Below are 23,746 nucleotides of genomic sequence, written 5' to 3'. Positions count from 1 at the left end.
GCGGGTGCTGGACAATGGAAGGCATGCCTTCCGCACTTCCCGACGGCGAGCCCGTCCCCGACGACGGCGCGCTGCCCGCGTCCGCGCTCGCCGGGGCCGCCGACCGCCCCCTCGGGTTCTACCTGCACGTCCCGTACTGCGCGACCCGCTGCGGCTACTGCGACTTCAACACGTACACCGCGACCGAGCTGCGCGGCACCGGCGGGGTCCTCGCCTCACGCGACAACTATGCCGAGACACTGGCCGACGAGGTCCGGCTGGCGCGCAAGGTGCTGGGCGACGACCCGCGCCCGGTCCGGACGGTGTTCGTGGGCGGGGGCACGCCCACGCTGCTGGACGCCGGTGATCTCGTCCGGATGCTGAAGGCCGTCCGCGACGAGTTCGGGCTCGCGGAGGACGCCGAGATCACGACGGAGGCCAACCCGGAGTCGGTCGATCCGGCGTATCTGGCGGCCCTGCGCGAGGGCGGCTTCAACCGGATCTCCTTCGGGATGCAGAGCGCCCGGCAGCATGTGCTGAAGGTGCTGGACCGCACGCACACGCCGGGTCGGCCCGAGGCGTGTGTGGCGGAGGCCCGGGGCGCCGGGTTCGAGCACGTGAACCTCGACCTGATCTACGGCACGCCGGGTGAGTCCGACGACGACTGGCGGGCGTCGCTGGACGCGGTGCTGGGGGCCGGGCCGGATCACGTCAGTGCGTACGCGCTGATCGTCGAGGAGGGCACGCAGCTCGCGCGGCGGATCCGGCGCGGCGAGGTGCCGATGACCGACGACGACGTCCATGCCGACCGGTACCTGATCGCGGACGAGGTGCTCTCGGGCGCGGGCTTCGAGTGGTACGAGGTGTCGAACTGGGCGACCTCGGAGGCCGGGCGGTGCCTGCACAACGAGCTGTACTGGCGGGGAGCCGACTGGTGGGGGGCCGGGCCCGGCGCGCACAGCCACGTGGGCGGGGTGCGGTGGTGGAACGTCAAGCATCCGGGGGCGTATGCGGGTGCACTGGCTTCGGGGAGGTCGCCGGGGGCCGGGCGTGAGGTGCTGTCGGAGGAGGACCGGCGGGTCGAGCGGATTCTGCTGGAGCTTCGGCTCAAGGAGGGGGTGCCGTTGTCGCTGCTGCGGGAGGAGGGGCTTGCTGCTTCGCGCAGGGCGCTGTCGGACGGGCTGCTGCAGGCGGGACCGTATGAGGAGGGGCGGGCTGTGCTCACGCTGCGGGGCAGGTTGCTGGCTGACGGCGTGGTGCGCGATCTCGTGGACTGAGGTGCTCGGCCTCGGCGCCGGGCGCGGGGGGTTTCGCAGCCCGGCGTAGCGGGGTGCAGCTCTCCTTGGGACGGGAGCCGCCCCTCGCGGCACGCATGCCCGCAGCGGGGCGGCCGTCGTATGCCCGCAGCTAGGGCGCCGTCACGAAGTCGATCAGCTCCTCCACCCGGCCCAGCAACTCCGGCTCCAGGTCCTTGTACGAGTGGACTCCCGACAGGATCCGCTGCCAGGCCGCGCCGGTGTTCTCCGGCCAGCCCAGGGCCCTGCACACGCCCGTCTTCCAGTCCTGGCCGCGTGGGACGCGGGGCCAGGCGTCGATGCCCAGGGACGACGGCTTCACCGCCTCCCAGACGTCGATGTACGGGTGGCCGACGACCAGGGCGTGTTCGCTCGTCACCGACTGGGCGATGCGCCACTCCTTCGAGCCGGGTACGAGGTGGTCCACCAGGACGCCCAGCCGCGCGTCCGGCCCGGGGGCGAACTCGGAGACGATCGACGGCAGGTCGTCGACGCCCTCCAGGTACTCCACGACCACGCCCTCGATGCGCAGGTCGTCGCCCCACACCTTCTCGACCAGCTCGGCGTCGTGCCGGCCCTCGACGTAGATGCGGCCGGCGCGGGCGACACGCGCGCGTGCTCCGGGGACGGCGACCGAACCGGAGGCCGTGCGGGTGGGACGCGCGGGGCCGCCCGGCGCGGGGCGGACGAGCGTCACCACCCTGCCCTCCAGCAGGAAGCCGCGCGGCTCCATCGGGAACACCCGGTGCTTGCCGAAGCGGTCCTCCAGTGTCACCGTGCCCGCCTCGCAGCGGATCACCGCACCGCAGAAGCCGGTCCCCGGCTCCTCCACCACCAGACCCGGCTCCGCCGCGACCTCGGGCACCGGCTTCGGCTTCTTCCACGGCGGGGTCAGATCGGCGGAGTACTGGCGCATTCGCATGACGATAGGAGAAGCCGGAGGGCGATCACCGCGACACGCCGAAACGCGCCGCCAGCGCGTCCCGTTGCGCCCGCACGAACGCCGCGTCCACCACCGCTCCGTGACCGGGCACGTACACCGCGTCCTCGCCGCCCAGGTCGAGCAGCCGGTCCAGGGCGGCCGGCCAGTGCGACGGCACCGCGTCGGGGCCCGCCTGCGGCTCGCCGGACTCCTCGACCAGATCGCCGCAGAACACCACCTCCGGATCACCGGGCACCAGCACCGCCAGATCGTGCGCGGTGTGCCCCGGGCCGACGTTCGCCAGCAGCACCTGCCGCCCGCCGCCCAGGTCGAGCGTCCACTCGCCGGAGACCAGGTGGCCGGGCGGGACCAGCCGCTCCGCCGCCTCCTGGGCCGTGGGCGCCGCCAGGCCCTGGCGCACCCCGTCCTCACGCAGTTCCTCGCGGTCCCGCACCCGCGTCAGCAGCGCGTCCACGCCCACCGCGCCGAACACCTCGGTGTCCGGGAGCGCCGCGGCGCCGAAGACATGGTCGAAGTGCGGATGGGTCAGCGCGAGATGTGTCACACGGTGACCGGTGAGCGCCCGCGCCTGCGCGCCCAGTTTCGCGCCCTCGGCGAGGCTCGACCCCGCGTCGATCATGAGGACCGCCCCCTCCCCGGCGACCAGCCCGATCGTGCAGTCCCACACCGGCAGCCGGCACCGCCCCACGCCGGCGGCCACGCGCTCCCATCCGAGGTCTTCCCAAGTCACCGTCATACGGCGACGCTAGCGGTGCGCCCCGCTCGGGGCACGGCGCCGCACGACCAGCCTTGCCGGGGGTGTACCCCACCGCCGTACACTGGGCCGGGGGATGCTGGCACTCGCACGCGCAGAGTGCCAGGCTCGACAGGCAGGACCACGGGCGGACGACTTCTGGAGGTGTGCGCGATGCTCAGTGAACGCAGGCTTCAGGTGCTGCGCGCCATCGTCCAGGACTACGTCGGCACCGAGGAGCCGGTGGGCTCCAAGGCCCTCACCGAGCGGCACAGCCTGGGCGTCTCCCCGGCCACCGTCCGCAACGACATGGCGGCCCTGGAGGACGAGGGGTACATCGCCCAGCCGCACACCAGTGCCGGGCGCATCCCCACCGACAAGGGCTACCGGCTGTTCGTCGACAAGCTCGCCGGCGTCAAGCCGATGACCGCGCCCGAGCGGCGCGCCATCCAGAACTTCCTCGAAGGTGCCGTCGACCTCGACGACGTCGTGGCGCGCACGGTGCGGCTGCTCGCGCAGCTCACCCGCCAGGTCGCCGTCGTGCAGTACCCGTCGCTGACCCGGTCCACCGTGCGGCATGTGGAGTTGCTCTCCCTGGCGCCCGCGCGCGTCATGCTCGTGCTGATCACGGACACCGGGCGGGTCGAGCAGCGCGTGGTCGACTGCCCGGCGCCCTTCGGTGACGCCTCGCTCGCGGACCTGCGCGCGCGACTCAACAGCTGCGTGGCGAACCGCCGTTTCGCGGATGTGCCGAGTCTGGTGGAGGATCTCCCGGAGGCGTTCGAGCACGAGGACCGGGGTACGGTCTCTACGGTGCTCTCCACACTTCTGGAGACGCTCGTCGAGGAGAACGAGGAGCGGCTGATGATCGGCGGCACCGCCAATCTGACCCGCTTCGGACATGACTTCCCTCTCACGATCCGGCCGGTGCTGGAGGCGCTGGAGGAGCAGGTCGTGCTCCTCAAGCTGCTCGGCGAGGCGAAGGATCCGGGCGTGACCGTACGGATCGGTCACGAGAACGCCCACGAAGGACTCAACTCCACGTCCGTCGTGTCGGTCGGCTACGGTTCGGGCGGCGAGGCAGTCGCCAAGCTCGGCGTGGTCGGACCGACCCGCATGGACTACCCGGGAACGATGGGAGCGGTACGCGCAGTGGCACGGTACGTCGGACAGATCCTGGCGGAGTCGTAGTGGCCACGGACTACTACGCCGTACTCGGCGTGCGCCGCGACGCGTCGCAGGAAGAGATCAAGAAGGCCTTCCGGCGGCTCGCGCGCGAGCTGCACCCGGACGTCAACCCCGATCCGAAGACCCAAGAGCGGTTCAAGGAGATCAACGCCGCTTACGAGGTGCTGTCGGACCCGCAGAAGAAGCAGGTCTACGACCTCGGCGGCGACCCGCTCTCGCAGGCCGGAGGCGGCGGCGCGGGCGGCTTCGGAGCCGGCGGTTTCGGGAACTTCTCGGACATCATGGACGCGTTCTTCGGCACGGCGTCGCAGCGCGGACCGCGCTCGCGCACCCGCCGCGGCCAGGACGCGATGATCCGCATCGAGGTCGAACTCGACGAGGCCGCCTTCGGTACGACCAAGGACATCCAGGTCGACACGGCCGTCGTCTGCAACACCTGTAGCGGTGAGGGCGCGGCCCCGGGCACCTCCGCCCAGACGTGTGACATGTGCCGCGGCCGCGGTGAGGTCTCGCAGGTCACCCGGTCCTTCCTGGGCCAGGTCATGACGTCCCGCCCCTGCCCGCAGTGCCAGGGCTTCGGCACGGTCGTCCCGACCCCCTGCCCGGAGTGCGCCGGTGACGGCCGCGTCCGGTCCCGCCGCACGCTCACGGTGAAGATCCCGGCCGGTGTCGACAACGGCACGCGGATCCAGCTCGCCGGCGAGGGCGAGGTCGGCCCCGGCGGCGGTCCCGCCGGTGACCTCTACGTCGAGATCCACGAGCTGCCGCACAGCACGTTCCAGCGGCGCGGCGACGACCTGCACTGCACGGTGACGATCCCCATGACGGCGGCGGCCCTCGGCACGAAGGTGCCGCTGGAGACGCTCGACGGCATGGAGGAGGTCGACATCCGTCCGGGCACCCAGTCCGGCCAGTCGATCCCGCTGCACGGCCGGGGCGTCACGCACCTGCGCGGCGGCGGGCGCGGCGACCTCATCGTCCACGTCGAGGTCCAGACCCCGACCAAGCTCGACCCCGAGCAGGAGCGCCTGCTGCGCGAGCTCTCCAAGCTCCGCGGCGAGGAACGGCCCACGGGGCAGTTCCAGCCTGGGCAGCAGGGGCTGTTCTCGCGGTTGAAGGATGCCTTCAACGGGCGCTGAGGTGAGCGGTCCGGCCGCTGCCGGGGGTCCGGGGGTTGTCCCCCGGGCAGGCGCGGTCAGCCTGGGCAGCAGGGGCTGTTCTCGCGGTTGAAGGACGCCTTCAACGGGCGCTGAGACCGGGCGTGCTTCTGGTCTATGCCAGTCGGCAGGCCGGTTTCGGAGTTGTTCGGAGGACGTGACAACATGCGGTCATGTCCTCCGCACTGACCGATCTCTTCCCCCTCCCGATCGTGCAGGCCCCCATGGCGGGCGGCGTCTCCGTACCGCAGCTCGCCGCGGCCGTGTGCGAGGCGGGCGGGCTCGGGTTCCTCGCCGCCGGGTACAAGACCGCCGACGGGATGTACCAGGAGATCAAGCAGCTCCGGAGCCTCACCAGCAGGCCCTTCGGCGTCAACGTCTTCATGCCCCAGCCGGAGTACGCAGACCCCGCCGCCGTCGACGTCTACGCCCACCAGCTGGCCGGCGAGGCCACCTGGTACGAGGCCGAGCTCGGCGATCCGGACAGCGGACGCGACGACGGCTTCGAGGCCAAGCTCGTGGTGCTGCGCGACAACCCCGTGCCGGTGGTGTCGTTCCACTTCGGCGTCCCGAGCCGTGAGGTCGTCGACGCCCTGCACCGCGTCGGCACCTTCGTCCTGGCCGCAGCGACCACCCCCGACGAGGCCCGGGCCGTCGAACGGGCGGGTGCGGACGGGGTCATCGCCCAGGGCGTCGAGGCCGGCGGCCACCAGGGCACGCACCGGGACGTCCCCGAGACGGACGGTTCCGGCCTCGGGCTGCTGTCGCTGATCGCCCAGGTCCGCGAAGCCGTGAGCATCCCGATCGTCGCCGCCGGCGGCATCATGCGCGGCAGCCAGATCGCCGGTGTGCTCGCGGCGGGCGCGAGCGCCGCCCAGCTGGGCACCGCCTTCCTCGCCACGCACGAGTCGGGCGCGAACGCACTGCACAAGCGGGCGCTGACCAACCCCCTGTTCGTCCGAACGGAGTTGACCCGGGCGTTCTCCGGGCGGCCCGCGCGCGGCCTCGTCAACCGGTTCCTGCGCGAGCACGGTCCGTACGCGCCCGCCGCCTACCCCGAGATCCACCACCTCACCTCGCCGCTGCGCAAGGCCGCCGCCAAGGCCGGTGACGCGCAGGGCATGGCGCTGTGGGCCGGGCAGGGGCACCGCATGGCGCGGGAGCTGCCCGCCGGGCAACTGGTCGAGGTGCTGGCCGGTGAACTGGCTACCGCCCGGGCCTCGTTGGCGGGCGGGGGCGTGCTGTGACCGCGCCGGTGTTCGTGGTCGAGCACTTCGACGCGGGCGGGGGCGGCCGGTACGTCCTCGACGGACCGGAGGGGCGGCACGCCGTCTCCGTGAAGCGGCTGCGGGCCGGTGAGGACGTCGTGCTGACGGACGGGGCGGGCCGCTGGGCGGACTGCGTCGTGCTCGACACGGAAGGCAAGGACCGACTGATCCTCCAGCTGGACTCGGTGTCCGAGGAGCCCGCGGAGGAACCCCGGGTCACGGTCGTCCAGGCGCTGCCCAAGGGCGACCGGGGCGAACTCGCCGTAGAGACGATGACCGAGGTCGGCGTCGACGCGATCGTTCCGTGGGCGGCGGCCCGCTGCATCACGCAGTGGAAGGGCGACCGCGGGGCCAAGGCGCTGGGCAAGTGGCGGGCGACGGCCCGGGAGGCCGGCAAGCAGTCCCGCCGGGTGCGCTTCCCGGAGGTCGCGGAGGCGGCGACGACCAAGCAGGTCGCCGCCCTGCTGGCCCGGGCGGACTTCGCCGCCGTGCTGCACGAGAGCGGCGACGAACCGCTGGCCACGGCCGAACTGCCGGCCACCGGCGAGATCGTGCTGGTCGTGGGGCCCGAGGGGGGCGTGGCGCCGGAGGAGCTGGCGCTGTTCGAGGAGGCGGGGGCGCAGGCGTACCGCCTCGGGCGCAGCGTGCTGCGCACATCGACTGCCGGGACGGCCGCCGCGGCCGTGCTCCTGGCACGCACCGGACGCTGGTCCTGATCCCCTTGGAGGCACCGTGGAGCTCGCACAGGTTCGTCTGCTCGTGACCGACTTCGCCGCTTGTTACCGCTTCTACGGCGAGGTCCTCGGCCTCAAACCGCAGTCGGGCGCGGCGGACGGTCCGTACGAGAAGTTCAGCCCCGCCGTGGGCTCCGCGGGGATCGCGTTGCAGGACCGGTCGATGATGGCCGAGGTGCTCGACGAACTGGGCGACACGGCCGAGGGCCACCGCTCCCTCGTGGTGCTGCGGGTGGACGGGCTGGACGCGTACTGCGAGGAGATCACGATGCGCGGCGCCACGGTGCTGCACGGCCCTGCGCCCATGACGGACCGGATGCGGGTGGCGCATCTCAAGGACCCCGAGGGTAACTTGGTGGAGCTCCAGGAGTGGCTGCTGCTGCGCGGCTGACGCCTTTGCGCCCTACCGCGCGGCCTCCGTCAGTGGCAGGCTCCCTTCCATGGGGGCTTCGAGGAGGAATCGGCTGGGGCCGCGCGGTCGGCGAGTGGCGGTCGCGGCGACGTTCGGCGCGCTGGCGGTGGGCGGCGCCGTCGCCTGCGAGCCCGGCAGCATCAGCTCCGCGTCCGTCGCGTACACCACCGACGAGACCGTGACCAAAGAACTCAACCGGCAGAAGGCGGGCGTGCGTTGGCTCACCTGCACCGCCAACTACGGGGAGAGCGGCGGGAAGGCGTCACCCTCGGCGCGTGAGCGGACCGTCGCGACCGTCGACTGCGAGGGCGAGACCAAGGACGGCAAGGACATCACCGTCGACGGCAAGGTCACCCACGCGGTGGACGGTGCCTGCGTGCGCGGGAAGATCACCGCCAAGGTGGACGGCAAGGTGTGGTTCGAGGTCGACGGGCTCGGCGACTGCAACTCCACCAGTCCGCCCCCCGTCGGCGGGCCGTCGGCCGGGCAGCCCGGGCCGACCGTCACGGTGACCGTCACCCAGACCATCTGGTGCGAGAAGTATCCGGACTGCCGCCCCGTCGAGGGCAAGTGATCCGAACCCTGTCCGCGCGGCGTGGTCCCTGCATAGGGTGATCAGGTGACATCGTCTGCTTACCTCCGGTTCCCCCATGTGCACGGTGACCTGGTCGCCTTCACCGCCGAGGACGACGTGTGGCTCGCCCCGCTCGACGGCGGCCGGGCCTGGCGGGTCAGCGCCGACAACATGCCGGTGACCCACCCCCGCATCTCGCCCGACGGCACCACGGTCGCCTGGACCTCCACCAGAGACGGCGCCCCCGAGGTGCTCATCGCCCCGGTCGACGGCGGCCCGGCCAAGCGGCTGACGTACTGGGGGAGTCTCAAGACGCAGGTGCGTGGCTGGACCCCGGACGGCGAGGTCCTGGCGATCAGCACCGAGGGGCAGGCGAGCCTGCGCCGCACCTGGGCACGCGCCGTCCCGCTGGACGGCGGCCCGGCCACCACTCTGCCGTACGGGCCCGTCGGCGACGTCGCCCACGGCCCGCACACGGTGCTGCTGTCCGCGCCGATGGGCCGCGAGGCGGCCTGGTGGAAGCGGTACCGGGGCGGTACGGCGGGCAAGCTGTGGATCGACCGCGAGGGCGACGGGCAGTTCGTGCGGCTGCACGAGGACGTCGACGGGAACATCGAGTACCCGCTGTGGGCGGGCGACAGGATCGCCTTCCTCTCCGACCACGAGGGCACAGGAGCGCTCTACTCCTCCCTCGCCGACGGGTCCGACCTGCGCCGCCACACCCCCCTCGACGGTTTCTACGCCCGGCACGCCGCGACCGACGGCACCCGTGTCGTCTACTCCAGCGCCGGTGAACTGTGGGTGCTGGACGACCTGGAGGGGGCCGAGCCGCGGCGGCTGGACGTGCGGCTGGGGGGACAGCGCACCGATCTCCAGCCGTTCCCGGTGAACGCCTCCCGCTGGTTCGGCTCGGCGTCCCCGGACCACACCGCGCGCGGCAGTGCGGTCGCCGTGCGCGGCTCCGTGCACTGGGTCACCCACCGCGCCGGCCCGGCCCGCGCACTGGCCGCCACGCCCGGGGTGCGGGCCCGGCTGCCGCGGACGTTCCGCGCGGACGGCGAGGAATGGGTGGTGTGGGTGACGGACGCCGAGGGCGACGACGCCCTGGAGTTCGCGCCCGCCACCGGACTCGCCCCCGGGGCGACTCCCCGCCGGATCGCCGCCGGGCAGCTCGGCCGGGTGCTGGACCTCGCGATGGCACCCGACGGCAGCCGGGCCGCGGTCGCCTGCCACGACGGCCGCCTGCTGCTCGTCGAGCGGGAGACGGGCGAGGTGCGCGAGGTGGACCGCAGCGAGCACGGCGATGTGTCCGGGCCCGTCTTCTCGCCCGACTCGTCCTGGCTGGCCTGGTCCCACCCCGGCCCCCGGCCCCTGTGCCAGCTGAAGCTCGCCAACACCACCGACCTGTCGGTCACCGAGGCCACCCCGCTGCGCTTCCAGGACTACGCGCCCGCGTTCACCATGGACGGCAAGCACCTCGCGTTCCTGTCGACCCGCTCCTTCGACCCGGTCTACGACGAGCACGTCTTCGACCTGGCCTTCGTGGTGGGCGCCCGGCCGCATCTGATCACCCTCGCGGCCACCACGCCCTCCCCGTTCGGGCCGCAGCGGCACGGCCGCTCCTTCGAGACACCGGACCGCGAGGAGACCCCCGACAGCGAGGGCACCCCCACCACCCGCATCGACCTCGAAGGCCTCGCCGACCGCATCGTGCCCTTCCCGGTCGAGGCCGCCCGCTACACCAACCTGCGCGCCGCCAAGGACGGTGTCCTGTGGCTGCGCCACCCGGTCACCGGTGTGCTCGGCGCGTCCCGGGCCACCCCCGACGACCCCGACCCCAAGTCCGAGCTGGAGCGTTACGACCTCGCCCAGCAGCGCGTCGAGCATCTCGCCGTCGACGCCGACCACTTCGCGGTCAGCGGTGACGGCAAGCGGGTGCTGCTGTGGACCGACGGGCGGCTGAAGGTCGTGCCCAGCGACCGGCGCGCCTCGGGCGACGACGACAGCGACTCCAACATCACCGTCGACCTGGGCCGGGTACGCCAGTTCGTCGACCCGGCGGCCGAGTGGCGCCAGATGTTCGACGAGAACGGCCGCATCATGCGGGACCACTTCTGGCGGCCCGACATGAGCGGCGTCGACTGGGACGGCGTCCTCGACCGCTACCGCCCGGTTGTGGAGCGGCTCGCGACCCACGACGACCTGGTCGACCTGCTGTGGGAGGTCCAGGGCGAGCTCGGCACCTCGCACGCCTACGTCACCCCGCGCGGCGGCCACGGCGGCGGCCCCCGCCAGGGCCTGCTCGGCGCCGACATCTCCCGCCACGAGGACGGCAGTTGGCGCGTCGACCGCATCCTGCCCTCCGAGACCTCCGACCCGGACGCCCGCAGCCCGCTGGCCGCCCCGGGCGTCGCGGTACGCCCCGGGGACGCCATCGTGGCGATCGCCGGCCAGCCCGTCGACCCGGTCGCCGGCCCGGGTCCGCTGCTGATCGGCACGGCGAACAAGCCGGTCGAACTGACCATCTCCCCGTCCGGCGGCGGCGACCCCCGGCACGCCGTCGTCGTCCCGGTCGCCGACGAGGAGCCCCTGCGCTACCACGCCTGGGTCGCCGACCGCCGCGCCTACGTCCACGAGAGGTCCGGCGGCCGCCTCGGCTACCTCCACGTCCCCGACATGCAGGCCCCCGGCTGGGCCCAGATCCACCGCGACCTGCGCGTCGAGGTCGCCCGGGAGGGCCTGGTCGTCGACGTCCGCGAGAACCGGGGCGGCCACACCTCGCAGCTGGTCGTCGAGAAACTGGCCCGCCGTATCGTCGGCTGGGCCGTCCCGCGCGGCATGCGCCCCTACAGCTACCCGGAGGACGCCCCGCGCGGCCCCGTCGTGGCCGTCGCCAACGAGTTCTCCGGCTCCGACGGCGACATCGTCAACGCGGCGATCAAGGCCCTCGGCCTCGGCCCGGTCGTCGGCACCCGCACCTGGGGCGGCGTCATCGGCATCGACAGCCGCTACCGCCTCGTCGACGGCACCCTGGTCACCCAGCCCAAGTACGCCTTCTGGCTGGAGGGCTACGAGTGGGGAGTGGAAAACCACGGCGTGGATCCCGACGTGGAGGTCCCGCAACGCCCGCAGGACTACGCGGCGGGCAGGGACACCCAGCTGGACGAGGCGATCCGACTGGCACTGGAAGCGCTGGAGGCAGTACCGGCGAAAACGCCCCCAGGCCTGCCAACTTAAGGGGCGCGGGGAACTGCGCGACCAGCCCGAACGCGCCCGCACCCGACGACGATACGATGCCCGAGTAGGACCACATTCGGCCAACCCCCGGAGGGAAAATGGCAGGGGAGCCCCAGGAAGACTGCCTGTTCTGCAAGATCGTCGCAGGCACCATCCCGGCGACGATCGTCCGCCAGACAGACACCACCATCGCGTTCCGCGACATCAACCCCCAGGCCCCCACCCACGTCCTGATCATTCCCAAGGCGCACTACGAGAACGCCGCCGCACTCGCCGCCGCCGACCCGGCCCTCACCGCCGACATGGTCCGTGAGGCCCAGGCCGTCGCCGACGAGGAGAAGCTCGACAGCCACCGCCTCGTCTTCAACACCGGCAGCGGCGCCGGCCAGACGGTGTGGCACGTGCACGGCCACGTGCTCGGCGGCCGCGGCCTCGAATGGCCCCCGGGGTAGTCCGCCTTGTCCGTACGTGAACTCGTGGTCCTCGGCACCGCCAGCCAGGTCCCGACCCGGCACCGCAACCACAACGGCTACCTGCTGCGCTGGGACGGCGAGGGCATCCTGTTCGACCCCGGCGAGGGCACGCAGCGCCAGATGCTGCGTGCCGGGGTCGCCGCGCACGACCTGAACCGGATCTGCGTCACGCACTTCCACGGCGATCACTCCCTCGGCCTCGCCGGTGTCATCCAGCGCATCAACCTCGACCGGGTCCCGCACGAGATCACCGCCCACTACCCCCGCTCCGGGCAGCGCTTCTTCGACCGGCTCCGGTACGCCACCGCCTACCGCGAGACCGTCGGCATCACCGAGGCCCCGGTCGCCACCGACGGGCCGCTGGCCCGCACGGGCGGCTACACGCTTCAGGCCCGCAAGCTGTCGCACCCGGTGGAGTCCTACGGCTACCGGATCGTCGAGCCCGACGGCCGCCGGATGCTGCCCGAGCGGCTCGCCGCGCACGGCATCAAGGGTCCGGACGTCGGCCGGATCCAGCGCGAGGGAGAACTCGGCGGGGTCTCACTCGACGACGTCAGCGAGACGCGGCGCGGGCAGCGCTTCGCGTTCGTCATGGACACCCGGCTGTGTGACGGCGTGTACGCGCTCGCCGAGGGCTGCGACATGCTCGTCATCGAGTCGACGTTCCTCGACGAGGACGAGGAACTCGCCGTCGAACACGGGCATCTGACAGCCGGTCAGGCAGCCAGGGTGGCCCGGGACGCCGGCGTGCGGCACCTCGTGCTGACCCACTTCAGCCAGCGCTACACCGACCCGGACGAATTCGAGCGCCAGGCCCGGGCCGCCGGGTACGAGGGTGAGCTGACCGTGGCCCATGACCTACTGAGGGTGCCGGTTCCGAAGCGTCGGTGAAACGGCCGTACGATGAATTGATGTCCCTCCCCAAAGCCGAACTGCACCTTCACATCGAAGGCACCCTGGAACCGGAACTCGCTTTCGAGCTCGCCGCGCGCAACGGTGTCACGCTGCCGTACGCCGACACGGACGAGCTGCGCGAGGCCTACCGGTTCGAGGACCTGCAGTCCTTCCTGAACCTGTACTACGAGCTCATGGCCGTCCTGCGCACCGAGCGCGACTTCGAGGACCTGGCGAACGCCTACCTCGCCCGGGCCGCCGCGCAGGGCGTGCGGCACGCGGAGATCTTCTTCGACCCGCAGGCCCACACCAGCCGCGGGCTGGACATCGGCACGGTCGTCGAGGGGCTGTGGCGCGCGCTGGGGAGCAGCGAGGCGAACCACGGCGTCTCGACCCGGCTGATCCTGTGCTTCCTGCGCGACGAGTCCGCCGAGTCGGCCCTGTCCACGCTGGACGCCGCCAAGCCCTACCTGGACCGGATCACCGGCGTCGGCCTCGACTCCGCCGAGGTCGGGCACCCGCCGGTGAAGTTCCGCGAGGTCTACGAGGCCGCCGGCGCCCTCGGACTGCGGCGGGTCGCCCACGCCGGTGAGGAGGGCCCGCCGGAGTACATCACCGAGGCGCTGGACGTCCTCGGCGTCGAACGTGTCGACCACGGGCTGCGCTGCGTGGAGGACCCGGCGCTGGTGGAGCGGCTGGTGCGCGACCGGGTGCCGCTGACGCTGTGCCCGCTGTCCAACGTCCGGCTGCGCACGGTCGACACCCTCGCCGACCACCCCCTGCCCGCCATGCTGGACGCCGGCCTGATGTGCACGGTCAACTCCGACGACCCGGCCTACTTCGGCGGCTACGCCGGCGACAACTTCGACGCCGTGCGCGCCACTCTCGGCCTCACCGAGGAGCGGCTGCGCGAGCTGGCCCGCAACTCCTTCCTCGCCTCCTTCCTGGAGGACGACGAGGAGCTGCGGGCGCGGTATCTCGCCGAGGTGGAGGCCTATACCTTCGGGTAGCTCCGGGATCGGTGGGCTCCGGGTGGGTCAGAAGACCTCCGACCCCGCCTTGTCGTAGGCGCGCTGGGCGGGGACGGCCGGGGTCTCGACCGGGATCTCCACCACCGGCTGCTCCGGGGCGCCGATCTCGGGGATCGCGCCGCTGGGCGTGCCCGTGGCGGCGGCGACCAGGGCGGCCGGGTGACCGCCGCGGCGGCGGATCGCACCGGGCAGCAGCGGGCGTCCGCCGGTGTGCAGGGCGACGGCGGTCATCGGCAGGGCGATCACCAGCAGCCCGGCGCCGAGGACCGCGCCCATGACCGGGAACCCGGCCTGCGCCGACAGCACGCTGCCGGTCAGCGGCCCGGCGGCGGTGCCCAGCGAGGACGCCGAGCCGACCAGCACCGCCCAGCGGCCGCGCGGGTCGAGCGAGGCCGCGAGCCCGATGAGGTACGACAGCACCACCGGGTAGAGCGTGTTCCAGGCGATCTCGCCGGCCGCGAAGCTCCCCAGGTCGGTCGCGGAGGCGCTGAGCACGATGCAGGCGGCGATGAGGACCGTGCCGCCGCCGATGGGCAGCGCGCGGCCGAGACGGGCCCCGAGGGCGCCCGCCGCGAGGACCCCCGCCAGCCCGGCGCCGAGGCCGAGGGCGAAGACCACGCCGACGGTGGCCTCGCCCAGGTGCACCTGCTCCAGGCCGATCCGGCCGCTCACGCCCCACAGGGAGTTCTGGGCGAGCGACCAGCACACCATGGCGGCGGCCAGCAGCAGGCCTGAACGGGCGTGCGGCAGCCGGGCCTTGTCGTGCCGGGCGGGCGCGACGGGCGTGCCGACGGGGAGCCGGCCGGTGAGCGGCCAGACGGCCAGGGCCGTGAGGGCGATCGCGGCCAGGGGCAGACCGTGCCCCGGGCCGAGGTGCGGCACGGTCAGATACACGGCGCCCGCGAGGGCGGAGACGGTGAGCAGTCCGGCAGTGGAGGCCCGGTGCGGGTCGCGCTGAGCGGCGATGAGCGTGGCGGCGACGGTGGTGGCCGTGCCGGAGCCGAACCCGCCGAGGATCGCGCCGGCGATGACCGCGGGGACGGCGGTGGTCAGGGCGGCACCGCCGTAGCCGAGCAGGGCCAGGGCGAGCCCGAGCCGGGCGAGGGCGCGGGCTCCGATCCGTTCGACCCGGGAGGCCAGGACGAATCCGGCGGCGGCCGAACTCAGCAGCAGGGCACTGCCGACTGCGCCGGCCTGGGTGGCGGAGAGCGGAAGGTCCGAGTCGAGCCTGCCGACGGTGGTGGGCAGCAGATACGGAGCGAGGTACCCGGCCGTGAAAAGGGCGACGAGGGGCCAGGGAGTGGTGCGGGGGGCGAACACGGGCGTTCCCAGGGCATGCGAAAGGAGCGGGGGAAAGGGGGGTTGGGCGACGACCGTCGACGGACAGGAACGCGCGAGCAATTTGTATCAAGCACGTAGTCGCCCACGGGAGCCCGGGGGGTGTGATCTGGAGCACGTTGCGTTTGGGGTGGTGAAGCCCGGGTAAACGAGCGCCTTTCGTCAGGCGTCGGCGGCGTTTTGGCTAACGCCAGTGCACCGATCCGGACCCCGACGGAACGGTCGCCTCGGCCTTGATCCGGATCTCCCGCATCACCGCGATGATCCGCTCCTCGTGCGCGGGTGTGAGCCGGGCGACCGGCACCGAGCAGCTGATCGCGTCCTGCGCCGGGGCGTCGTAGCGCAGCGCGAACCCGAAGCCGACGATGCCGGTCACCCCCTCCTCGCGGTCCACGGACCAGCCGCGGGACCGGATCCGGGCGAGGTCGGCCGCCAGGGACTCCCTGCTCGTGTGCGAGTTCGGGGTCAGCGCCTCGTACGGCCCCTCGGGCAGCTCCCCGTCCGGGCGTTCCGCCAGCAGGGCCTTGCCCAGCGCCCCGGCGTGCGCGGGCAGCCGCCGCCCCACCCGGCTGATCGTGCGCAGGTACTCGTGCGACTCCCGGGTCGCCAGATACGCCACGTCCCGGCCGTCCAGCCGGCCCATGTGAATGGTCTCGCCGAGCGCTTCGGACGCCTCGTCGAGGTAGGGGCGCACGGCCCGGACCCGCGGGTCGGAGTCGAGGTAGCTCGTGCCGGTGAGCAGGGCGTGGATGCCGATGCCGTACAGGGAGCCGGTGACGTCCGTGCGGACCCAGCCGCGCGAGATCAGGGTCTGCAGCAGGGCGTACATCGAGCTGCGCGGGACGCCGAGTTCGTCGGCCAGCTCCTGGAGTCGGGCCGGGCGGTCGCCGCGCGCGGCGAGGAGTTCCAGCAGCTCGACCGTGCGCGCCGCGGACTTCACCTCACGGACGCCCCCTGTGTCTGACATGCACCGATGGTAATCGGGGCGCCCCGGGCGGTTGACGTTCGCATACACAACCCTCATTCTCATACGTAGATGACATCTACATGAGGAGATGACTGGGAGATGACGACCGTGAGCGCCGGACCGGTGGCGGTCGCGCAGCGGCTGCGGGCGGGGATGACGGTCGGCGTGCTGTCGTTCCCGCTGACCGCCTTCCGCGACGACGGCACCCTCGACCCGGACGGCTTCCGCGCCTACGTCGCCGAGCGGCTCGCCGCAGCCCCCGGCGCCGTGTTCCCGGCCTGCGGCACCGGCGAGTTCTTCTCACTCGACGAGGACGAGTACCGGCAGGTCGTCACCATCACCGTCGAGGAGGCGGCGGGCCGCGTCCCCGTCGTCGCGGGCACCGGCTACGGCTGGGCCCAGGCCGTCCGGTTCGCGCGCATCGCCGAGGACGCCGGAGCCGACGCGCTGCTCGTGCTGCCGCACTACCTCGTCGCCGCCCCGCAGGACGGCCTGGTCGCCCAGCTGGAGCAGATCGCCGCCCGCACCCCACTGCCCCTGATCGCCTACCAGCGCGGCCAGGTCGCCTTCACCGCCGGCTCGCTCCGCCGCATCGCCGCCCTGCCGAACGTCATCGGCCTCAAGGACGGCCACAGCGACCTCGACCGGCTCCAGCGCCTCACCCTGGCCGCGCCCGAGGACTTCCTGTTCTTCAACGGGGCGTCCACCGCCGAGATCCAGGCCCGCGCCTACGCCACCGTCGGCGTCCCCGCCTACTCCTCCGCCGTCCACGCCTTCGCCCCCGAGATCGCCGGAGCCTTCTTCGCCGCCCTGCGCGACGGCGACCACGGCACCGTCGACAAGCTGCTGCGCGCGTTCTACGTCCCGCTCGTCGAACTGCGCGACCGCGTCCCCGGATACGCCGTGTCGCTGGTGAAGGCCGCGGCCCGGCTCCGCGGCCACCGGGTGGGCCCCGTCCGCGCCCCGCTCACCGACCCCTCACCCGCCGACCTGGCCGCCCTCACCGCCCTCCTCACCGCCGGACTCGACCTCGTGGGAGCCTCCCTGTGAACCTCACCATCACCGACGTGACGCTCACACCGATCCTGGTCGCGGACCCGCCGCTGCTGAACACCCAGGGCGTGCACCAGCCGTACACGCCCCGGCTGATCGTCGAGGTCGTCACCGCCGACGGGATCACCGGCGTGGGGGAGACCTACGGAGACGCCAAGTACCTGGAACTGGCCCGGCCCTTCGCCGAGCGGCTGAAAGGGCGCCAGGTCAGCGATCTGAACGGCCTGTTCACGGTCGCCGACCAGGTCGCGGTGGACGCGTCCCGCGTCGAGAACGCCGTCGACGTCGGCGGGCTGCGCGGCGTCCAGACAGCCGACAAACTGCGGCTGTCCGTCGTCTCCGGCTTCGAGGTCGCCTGCCTCGACGCCCTCGGCAAGGCGCTCGGACTGCCCGTGCACACACTGCTCGGCGGGAAGGTCCGCGACGCCGTCGAGTACAGCGCCTACCTGTTCTACAAGTGGGCCCACCACCCCGAGGGCGTGCCGGCCGAGAAGGACGACTGGGGCGCCGCCGTCGACCCGGCGGGCGTCGTGGAACAGGCCCGCCGCTTCACGGAGCGGTACGGCTTCACCTCCTTCAAGCTCAAGGGCGGCGTCTTCCCGCCCGACCAGGAGATCGCGGCCGTACGGGCACTCGCCGAGGCCTTCCCGGGGCACCCGCTGCGGCTCGATCCGAACGGCGCCTGGTCCGTGGAGACGTCCGTGGAGGTGGCCCGGGAACTCGGGGACGTCCTGGAGTACCTGGAGGACCCGGCGCTCGGCACGCCCGCCATGGCCGAGGTCGCCGCACGGACCGGGGTGCCGCTCGCCACCAACATGTGCGTGACGACCTTCGCCGAGATCCAGGAGGCGTTCACGAAGGGCGCCGTCCAGGTCGTGCTGTCCGACCACCACTACTGGGGCGGACTGCGCAACACCCAGCAGCTCGCCGCCGTCTGCCGCACCTTCGGCGTCGGCGTGTCGATGCACTCCAACACCCACCTCGGCATCTCGCTCGCCGCGATGACCCACGTGGCCGCCACCGTCCCGGACCTCCACCACGCCTGCGACTCCCACTACCCCTGGCAGTCCGAGGACGTCCTCACCGAGCGGCTCACCTTCGAGGGCGGCAAGGTCGCCGTGTCCGACGCGCCCGGCCTCGGCGTGGAACTCGACCGCGAACGGCTGGCGGTGCTGCACCGGCGGTGGCTGGACGACGACGGCACCCTGCGCGACCGTGACGACGCGGCGGCGATGCGGATCGCCGACCCCGCGTGGGTGACCCCCGCGATGCCCCGCTGGTAGGCCCGCTCCCGTAGGCCCGCTCCCGCCCGGGGCGAGGGCACGCGAGGGCCGGCGCGAGCCGACGGGACGGGTGGGTCCGGCGTGATCGGCGTCACGTTGTCGGTGATGTGGTGCAGACTGGCCTGATCCGCACCACGTCAGGGAGCGCACAGTGACCGCGTCCACCGCCCCGGCCGGAAAGGGCCCGGCCGGAAAGGGATCGCACCGCCAGAGCCAGGTCGATCCCCTCGCCCCGCTGCGCACACCGGACGATCCGCCCTGGGACGTCTACCTCACCGGCACCGTCTTCCTGGACATCATCTTCACCGGTCTCGACTCCGCCCCGGTGCGCGGGACGGAGTCCTGGGCGCGCGGCATGGGGTCGAGCCCCGGCGGCGTCGCCAACATGGCGACCGCACTGGCCCGCCTCGGCCTGCGCACGTCCCTCGCGGCGGCCTTCGGCGACGACCACTACGGCGACTACTGCTGGGACGCCCTGGAGCACGGCGAGGGCATCGACCTCTCCACGTCGCGCACGGTGCCCGGCTGGCACTCCCCGGTGACCGTCTCCATGGCCTACGAGGGGGAGCGCACGATGGTCTCGCACGGCCACGAGCCGCCCCCCGAGGAACCGGCCCCCGAGTGCCCGCCCCGCGCGCGTGCCGCCGTCGCCTCCCTCGCGCCCGGCGTGAGCGCGCCCTGGATCGCCCAGGCCGCCGGCAAGGGCACCCGGGTCTTCGGTGACGTCGGCTGGGACGACACCGGGGCGTGGGACCTGGCGGGGCTGCCCGACCTGCGGCACTGCGAGGCGTTCCTGCCGAACGCGGAGGAGGCCATGCGGTACACGGGCGCGGACTGCCCCCGGGCCGCCGCGCACGCCCTGACCCAGTACGTGCCGCTCGCGGTGGTCACCCTCGGGGCGGACGGGGCCTACGCGGTGGACCGGCGCACGGGGGAGACGGCGGAGGTCCCGGCCATCGCCGTCGAGGCGCTCGATCCGACCGGGGCCGGTGACGTGTTCGTCGCCGGGTTCGTGACCGGGACCCTGGCGGACTGGCCGCTGGCGGACCGGCTGGCCTTCGCCGGGCTGACGGCGGCGCTGTCGGTGCAGGAGTTCGGCGGGTCGCTGTCGGCGCCGGGGTGGTCGGAGATCGCCGCGTGGTGGCGGAAAGTGCAGTCGGTCGAGGGCCAGTCGGCGGTGGCCCTGGAGAGGTACGGCTTCCTGGCCGACCTGGTGTCGGAGGAACTGGTGAGACCCTGGCCGCTGCGGCGTGCCGTCCCCACGATCGGCTTCCGCCGCTCGGCGTGAGGCGCAAGGCCGGAACCCCGACTCCAAAACCCCTACGGCCTTGTCACTCCCCCGTCGTACCCTGGGAATCGCGAGGCCGCCCTCAGCTGCGCGGCCGTGACGAGGAGGAACCGCAGGCCTTCAGCGCCGGCCCATGACTCAATCATCGACAGCTCACACCCCCGCGCAGGAGCAGGCGAGAGCACAGTTCACCGTCCCCGCCCAGCACCCCATGGTCACCGTCCTGGGGTCCGGCGACTCCCTCCTGCGCGTGATCGAGAAGGCCTTCCCGGCGGCCGACATCCACGTCCGGGGCAATGAGATCAGCGCGGTCGGCGACCAGAAGGACGTCGCCCTGATTTCGCGCGTGTTCGACGAGATGATGCTGGTGCTCCGCACCGGGCAGCCGATGACGGAGGACGCAGTGGAACGCTCGATCGCCATGCTGAAGGCGAGCGACAACGGCGAGAGCGACGGCCAGGAGACCCCGGCCGAGGTGCTCACGCAGAACATCCTGTCCTCGCGCGGGCGCACGATCCGTCCCAAGACGCTCAACCAGAAGCGCTACGTCGACGCGATCGACAAGCACACGATCGTCTTCGGCATCGGCCCGGCGGGCACCGGCAAGACGTACCTGGCGATGGCCAAGGCCGTGCAGGCCCTTCAGTCCAAGCAGGTCAACCGCATCATCCTGACCCGCCCCGCGGTCGAGGCCGGCGAGCGGCTCGGCTTCCTCCCGGGCACGCTCTACGAGAAGATCGACCCCTACCTGCGCCCGCTCTACGACGCGCTGCACGACATGCTCGACCCGGACTCGATCCCGCGGCTGATGGCGGCGGGCACGATCGAGGTGGCCCCCCTGGCGTACATGCGGGGAAGGACCCTCAACGACGCCTTCATCATCCTGGACGAGGCCCAGAACACGAGCCCCGAGCAGATGAAGATGTTCCTCACCCGCCTCGGCTTCGAATCGAAGATCGTGATCACGGGTGACGTCACGCAGGTCGACCTGCCGGACGGGACGAAGAGCGGGCTGCGGCAGGTGCAGGACATCCTGGACGGCCTGGAGGACGTGCACTTCTCCCGGCTCTCCTCCCAGGACGTCGTCCGGCACAAGCTGGTGGGCCGTATCGTCGACGCGTACGAGAAGTACGACACCACGCACGGCACCCAGAACGGCACGCACAAGAGCCGCGGCAAGTCCGGGCACAAGGGGAAGTAGACACACACAGCACCATGTCGATCGACGTCAACAACGAGTCCGGCACCGAGGTCGACGAGCAGGCGATCCTCGACATCGCCCGCTATGCGCTCGCTCGGATGCGCATCCACCCGCTCTCCGAGCTCTCGGTGATCGTCGTGGACGCCGACGCCATGGAGCAGCTCCACATCCAGTGGATGGACCTCCCGGGGCCGACGGACGTCATGTCCTTCCCGATGGACGAGCTGCGCCCGCCGTCCAAGGACGACGACGAGCCGCCGCAGGGGCTGCTCGGCGACATCGTGCTGTGCCCCGAGGTCGCGCAGAAGCAGGGCAAGGAAGCGGACACGCAGCACTCCATGGACGAGGAGCTCCAGCTCCTCACCGTCCACGGCGTGCTGCACCTGCTGGGCTACGACCACGAGGAACCGGACGAGAAGGCCGAGATGTTCGGCCTCCAGGCGGCCATCGTGGACGGCTGGCGCGCGGAGCGGGGCCTGACCGGCCCGTCCCCGGCGCCGACGGTCTCGTAACGCCGACGATGAGTCCGCAACTCGCCCTGGGCGCCATCGCCCTGGTCGTCGTGGCCTGGCTCGCCGCCTGCGCGGAGGCGGGCCTCGCGCGCGTCTCCAGCTTCCGCGCCGAGGAGGCCGTGCGCTCCGGCCGCCGGGGCAGCGCCAAGCTCTCCCAGGTCGCCGCCGACCCGACCCGCTACCTGAACGTGGCGCTGCTGGTCCGCGTCGCCTGCGAGATGGCCGCCGCCGCGCTGATCACGTACGGCTGTCTGAAGGAGTTCGACGGCACCACCGAGGCCCTCCTGGTCGCCATCGCGGTCATGGTCCTCGTGTCGTACGTCGCCGTCGGGGTCTCCCCGCGCACCATCGGCCGCCAGCACCCGCTGAACACCGCGACGGTCTCGGCGTACGTCCTGGTGCCGCTGGCCCGGATCATGGGCCCGATCCCGTCGCTGCTGATCCTCATCGGCAACGCGCTCACCCCCGGCAAGGGCTTCCGCCGCGGCCCGTTCGCCTCCGAGGCGGAGCTGCGCGCCCTGGTCGACCTCGCTGAGAAGGAGTCCCTCATCGAGGACGAGGAGCGCCGCATGGTGCACTCCGTCTTCGAGCTGGGCGACACCCTCGTCCGCGAGGTCATGGTCCCGCGCACGGACCTGGTGGTCATCGAGCGCTTCAAGACCATCCGCCAGGCCCTCACCCTGGCCCTGCGCTCCGGCTTCTCGCGCATCCCGGTGACCGGGGAGAGCGAGGACGACATCGTCGGGATCGTCTATCTGAAGGACCTGGTCCGCAAGACGCACATCAGCCGCGACGCCGAGTCCGAGCAGGTGTCCACGGCCATGCGCCCGGCGTTCTTCGTGCCCGACACCAAGAACGCCGGCGACCTGCTGCGCGAGATGCAGAAGGAACGCAACCACGTCGCCGTCGTCATCGACGAGTACGGCGGCACCGCCGGCATCGTCACCATCGAGGACATCCTCGAGGAGATCGTCGGCGAGATCACCGACGAGTACGACCGTGAACTGCCGCCGATCGAGGAGCTCGGCGAGGACCGCTTCCGCGTCACGGCCCGCCTCGACATCAGCGACCTGGGCGAGCTGTACGGCCTGGAGGAGTACGACGACGAGGACGTCGAGACGGTCGGCGGCCTGCTGGCCAAGGCGCTGGGCCGCGTCCCCATCGCCGGAGCCTCCTCCGTCGTGGACCTGCCCGACGGCCGGGAGCTGCGCCTGACCGCGGAGGCCGCCGCCGGCCGCCGGAACAAGATCGTGACGGTGCTGGCGGAGCCGGTGGGCCCGGCGGACCCGCCCGAGGAGGAGAAGCCGGAGTGACCCCGCAGGAGTTGCGCGCGTTCTGCCTGTCGTTCAACGCGGCGGTGGAGGACTTCCCGTTCAGCCCGGAGATCTCGGTCTTCAAGGTCCGGGGCAAGCTCTTCGCCCTGTCGTTCCTCGACGCGCGCCCCCTGAAGGCCAACCTCAAGTGCGACCCGGACGAGGCGGTCCGCCTGCGCGGCGAGTACGAGGGCCTCATCGTCCCCGGCTGGCACATGAACAAGCGCCACTGGAACACGGTCACGGTCGACGGCGGCCTCCCGGACCAGCTGGTCCGGGAGCTCATCGAGGACTCGTACGACCTGGTCGTGGCGGGCCTGCCCCGAGCGGACCGCCTGCGCCTCGACCGGCCCTGAGACGGGGCCGGGGCGGATCGCTCCGTATGCTCGGATCATGACCGACAGCAGCGCGCTCGACCCCGAGGACCGCAAGATCGTCACCCTGGCCCGTTCCGCGCGGGCCCGCAACGGTGTGCCCGAGGGCGCGGCCGTACGGGACGAGACCGGACGCACCTATGTCGCGGGCACCGTGGCCCTCGACTCCCTGAAGCTCAGTGCCCTGCAGACGGCGGTGGCGATGGCGGTGGCCTCGGGCGCGACGTCCCTGGAGGCGGCGGCGGTCGTGACGGAGGCGGAGACCGCGTCCGCGGAGGACCGGGCGGCGGTACGGGACCTCGGTGGCGCACAGACGCCGGTGCTGGTGGCCGGGCCCGACGGGACGGTCAGGACCACCGTGACCGCCGGCTGACGGGTTGGCCGAACGTCGCTGTAACCGCCGGTAATTAGGCCAGTTTTCAACCTTGCCGCCCCCTGCCCCAGGCGCATCAATGGAACCGTAAGTTCCGACGGACCGTCAGGTTCGGCTCTCGCGCAG

The 23,746-nt window shown here is 72.4% G+C and carries 23 protein-coding genes; 19 read left to right on the top strand and 4 right to left on the bottom strand.

From position 1 onward, the window contains the following. Window positions 1-23 precede the first annotated feature (23 nt). Window positions 24-1,256: a radical SAM family heme chaperone HemW gene (hemW, locus tag RFN52_RS13270; protein ID WP_184846250.1), complete on the top strand. Its 1,233-nt coding sequence runs from the start codon at window positions 24-26 to the stop codon at window positions 1,254-1,256. Between the two features lie 130 nt (window positions 1,257-1,386). Here hemW and RFN52_RS13265 read toward each other — a convergent pair whose 3' ends face one another. Both RFN52_RS13265 and RFN52_RS13260 read right to left on the bottom strand, forming a co-directional pair. Next, window positions 1,387-2,190 carry a DUF3097 domain-containing protein gene (locus tag RFN52_RS13265; RefSeq protein WP_184846248.1) on the bottom strand — a complete coding sequence of 268 codons (804 nt, stop codon included), beginning with the start codon at window positions 2,188-2,190 and terminating at the stop codon, window positions 1,387-1,389. 31 nt (window positions 2,191-2,221) lie between these two features. Continuing rightward, window positions 2,222-2,953: an MBL fold metallo-hydrolase gene (locus tag RFN52_RS13260; RefSeq protein ID WP_184846246.1), complete on the bottom strand. Its 732-nt coding sequence runs from the start codon at window positions 2,951-2,953 to the stop codon at window positions 2,222-2,224. Window positions 2,954-3,124: 171 nt separating this feature from the next. Between RFN52_RS13260 and hrcA the strand changes: the two genes are divergently transcribed. The 10 genes from hrcA to RFN52_RS13210 all read left to right on the top strand — a co-directional run bounded on the left by hrcA (window position 3,125) and on the right by RFN52_RS13210 (window position 13,897). Then, complete coding sequence (hrcA, locus tag RFN52_RS13255) at window positions 3,125-4,141, top strand: heat-inducible transcriptional repressor HrcA (protein WP_184846244.1); 1,017 nt, start codon at window positions 3,125-3,127, stop codon at window positions 4,139-4,141. Further along, entirely contained in the window at window positions 4,141-5,277 is a 1,137-nt protein-coding gene (gene dnaJ, locus RFN52_RS13250; RefSeq protein ID WP_033306348.1) for a molecular chaperone DnaJ, read from the top strand. Before hrcA ends, dnaJ begins: the two co-directional genes overlap by 1 nt. Window positions 5,278-5,468: 191 nt before the next feature. Beyond that, window positions 5,469-6,542, top strand: a complete 1,074-nt coding sequence (locus tag RFN52_RS13245) for a nitronate monooxygenase (protein WP_184846242.1) — start codon at window positions 5,469-5,471, stop codon at window positions 6,540-6,542. After that, window positions 6,539-7,279, top strand: a complete 741-nt coding sequence (locus RFN52_RS13240) for a 16S rRNA (uracil(1498)-N(3))-methyltransferase (protein ID WP_184846240.1) — start codon at window positions 6,539-6,541, stop codon at window positions 7,277-7,279. Before RFN52_RS13245 ends, RFN52_RS13240 begins: the two co-directional genes overlap by 4 nt. A gap of 16 nt (window positions 7,280-7,295) precedes the next feature. Further along, window positions 7,296-7,688 carry a VOC family protein gene (locus tag RFN52_RS13235; protein ID WP_107454896.1) on the top strand — a complete coding sequence of 131 codons (393 nt, stop codon included), beginning with the start codon at window positions 7,296-7,298 and terminating at the stop codon, window positions 7,686-7,688. 49 nt (window positions 7,689-7,737) lie between these two features. Further along, complete coding sequence (locus RFN52_RS13230) at window positions 7,738-8,283, top strand: hypothetical protein (protein ID WP_184846238.1); 546 nt, start codon at window positions 7,738-7,740, stop codon at window positions 8,281-8,283. A gap of 45 nt (window positions 8,284-8,328) precedes the next feature. Next, window positions 8,329-11,520: a S41 family peptidase gene (locus tag RFN52_RS13225; RefSeq protein WP_184846237.1), complete on the top strand. Its 3,192-nt coding sequence runs from the start codon at window positions 8,329-8,331 to the stop codon at window positions 11,518-11,520. A gap of 98 nt (window positions 11,521-11,618) precedes the next feature. Then, complete coding sequence (locus RFN52_RS13220; protein ID WP_184846235.1) at window positions 11,619-11,972, top strand: histidine triad nucleotide-binding protein; 354 nt, start codon at window positions 11,619-11,621, stop codon at window positions 11,970-11,972. A 6-nt stretch (window positions 11,973-11,978) separates the two neighbouring features. After that, on the top strand, window positions 11,979-12,884 hold the full coding sequence (locus RFN52_RS13215) for a ribonuclease Z (RefSeq protein ID WP_184846233.1): 906 nt from the start codon (window positions 11,979-11,981) through the stop codon (window positions 12,882-12,884). Window positions 12,885-12,904: 20 nt separating this feature from the next. Next, the gene (locus RFN52_RS13210; protein WP_184846231.1) at window positions 12,905-13,897 is read left to right on the top strand and encodes an adenosine deaminase; all 993 of its coding nucleotides are present in this window, start codon (window positions 12,905-12,907) and stop codon (window positions 13,895-13,897) included. Between the two features lie 27 nt (window positions 13,898-13,924). Here RFN52_RS13210 and RFN52_RS13205 read toward each other — a convergent pair whose 3' ends face one another. Both RFN52_RS13205 and RFN52_RS13200 read right to left on the bottom strand, forming a co-directional pair. Continuing rightward, entirely contained in the window at window positions 13,925-15,238 is a 1,314-nt protein-coding gene (locus tag RFN52_RS13205) for an MFS transporter (RefSeq protein WP_184846229.1), read from the bottom strand. A gap of 202 nt (window positions 15,239-15,440) precedes the next feature. Then, window positions 15,441-16,223 (bottom strand): IclR family transcriptional regulator, encoded by a 783-nt coding sequence (locus RFN52_RS13200; RefSeq protein WP_184846227.1) that lies wholly within the window; start codon window positions 16,221-16,223, stop codon window positions 15,441-15,443. Window positions 16,224-16,322: 99 nt separating this feature from the next. Here RFN52_RS13200 and RFN52_RS13195 point away from each other — a divergent pair, with 99 nt between their 5' ends. From RFN52_RS13195 to RFN52_RS13160, 8 genes are all read left to right on the top strand, one after another. After that, window positions 16,323-17,273 (top strand): 5-dehydro-4-deoxyglucarate dehydratase, encoded by a 951-nt coding sequence (locus RFN52_RS13195; protein WP_184846226.1) that lies wholly within the window; start codon window positions 16,323-16,325, stop codon window positions 17,271-17,273. Continuing rightward, window positions 17,270-18,559, top strand: a complete 1,290-nt coding sequence (locus tag RFN52_RS13190; protein ID WP_184846225.1) for a glucarate dehydratase family protein — start codon at window positions 17,270-17,272, stop codon at window positions 18,557-18,559. Before RFN52_RS13195 ends, RFN52_RS13190 begins: the two co-directional genes overlap by 4 nt. 151 nt (window positions 18,560-18,710) lie before the next feature. After that, the gene (locus RFN52_RS13185) at window positions 18,711-19,847 is read left to right on the top strand and encodes a carbohydrate kinase family protein (protein ID WP_184846224.1); all 1,137 of its coding nucleotides are present in this window, start codon (window positions 18,711-18,713) and stop codon (window positions 19,845-19,847) included. A 133-nt stretch (window positions 19,848-19,980) separates the two neighbouring features. Then, a complete protein-coding gene (locus RFN52_RS13180) occupies window positions 19,981-21,048 on the top strand; it encodes a PhoH family protein (RefSeq protein WP_184846223.1) in 1,068 nt (355 codons plus the stop codon). A gap of 14 nt (window positions 21,049-21,062) precedes the next feature. Continuing rightward, on the top strand, window positions 21,063-21,560 hold the full coding sequence (ybeY, locus tag RFN52_RS13175; protein WP_184846222.1) for an rRNA maturation RNase YbeY: 498 nt from the start codon (window positions 21,063-21,065) through the stop codon (window positions 21,558-21,560). An 8-nt stretch (window positions 21,561-21,568) separates the two neighbouring features. Continuing rightward, window positions 21,569-22,873, top strand: coding sequence for a hemolysin family protein (locus RFN52_RS13170; RefSeq protein WP_184846221.1), 1,305 nt, complete (start codon window positions 21,569-21,571; stop codon window positions 22,871-22,873). Continuing rightward, a complete protein-coding gene (locus RFN52_RS13165) occupies window positions 22,870-23,229 on the top strand; it encodes an MmcQ/YjbR family DNA-binding protein (RefSeq protein WP_184846220.1) in 360 nt (119 codons plus the stop codon). The genes RFN52_RS13170 and RFN52_RS13165 overlap by 4 nt, the downstream gene beginning before the upstream one ends. 37 nt (window positions 23,230-23,266) lie before the next feature. Next, entirely contained in the window at window positions 23,267-23,620 is a 354-nt protein-coding gene (locus RFN52_RS13160; protein WP_184846219.1) for a cytidine deaminase-like protein, read from the top strand. Window positions 23,621-23,746: the final 126 nt, after the last annotated feature.

Source organism: Streptomyces collinus, from assembly GCF_031348265.1.
GTDB classification, from domain to species: domain Bacteria; phylum Actinomycetota; class Actinomycetes; order Streptomycetales; family Streptomycetaceae; genus Streptomyces; species Streptomyces collinus.
This window is presented reverse-complemented; position numbering and strand designations above follow the sequence as displayed.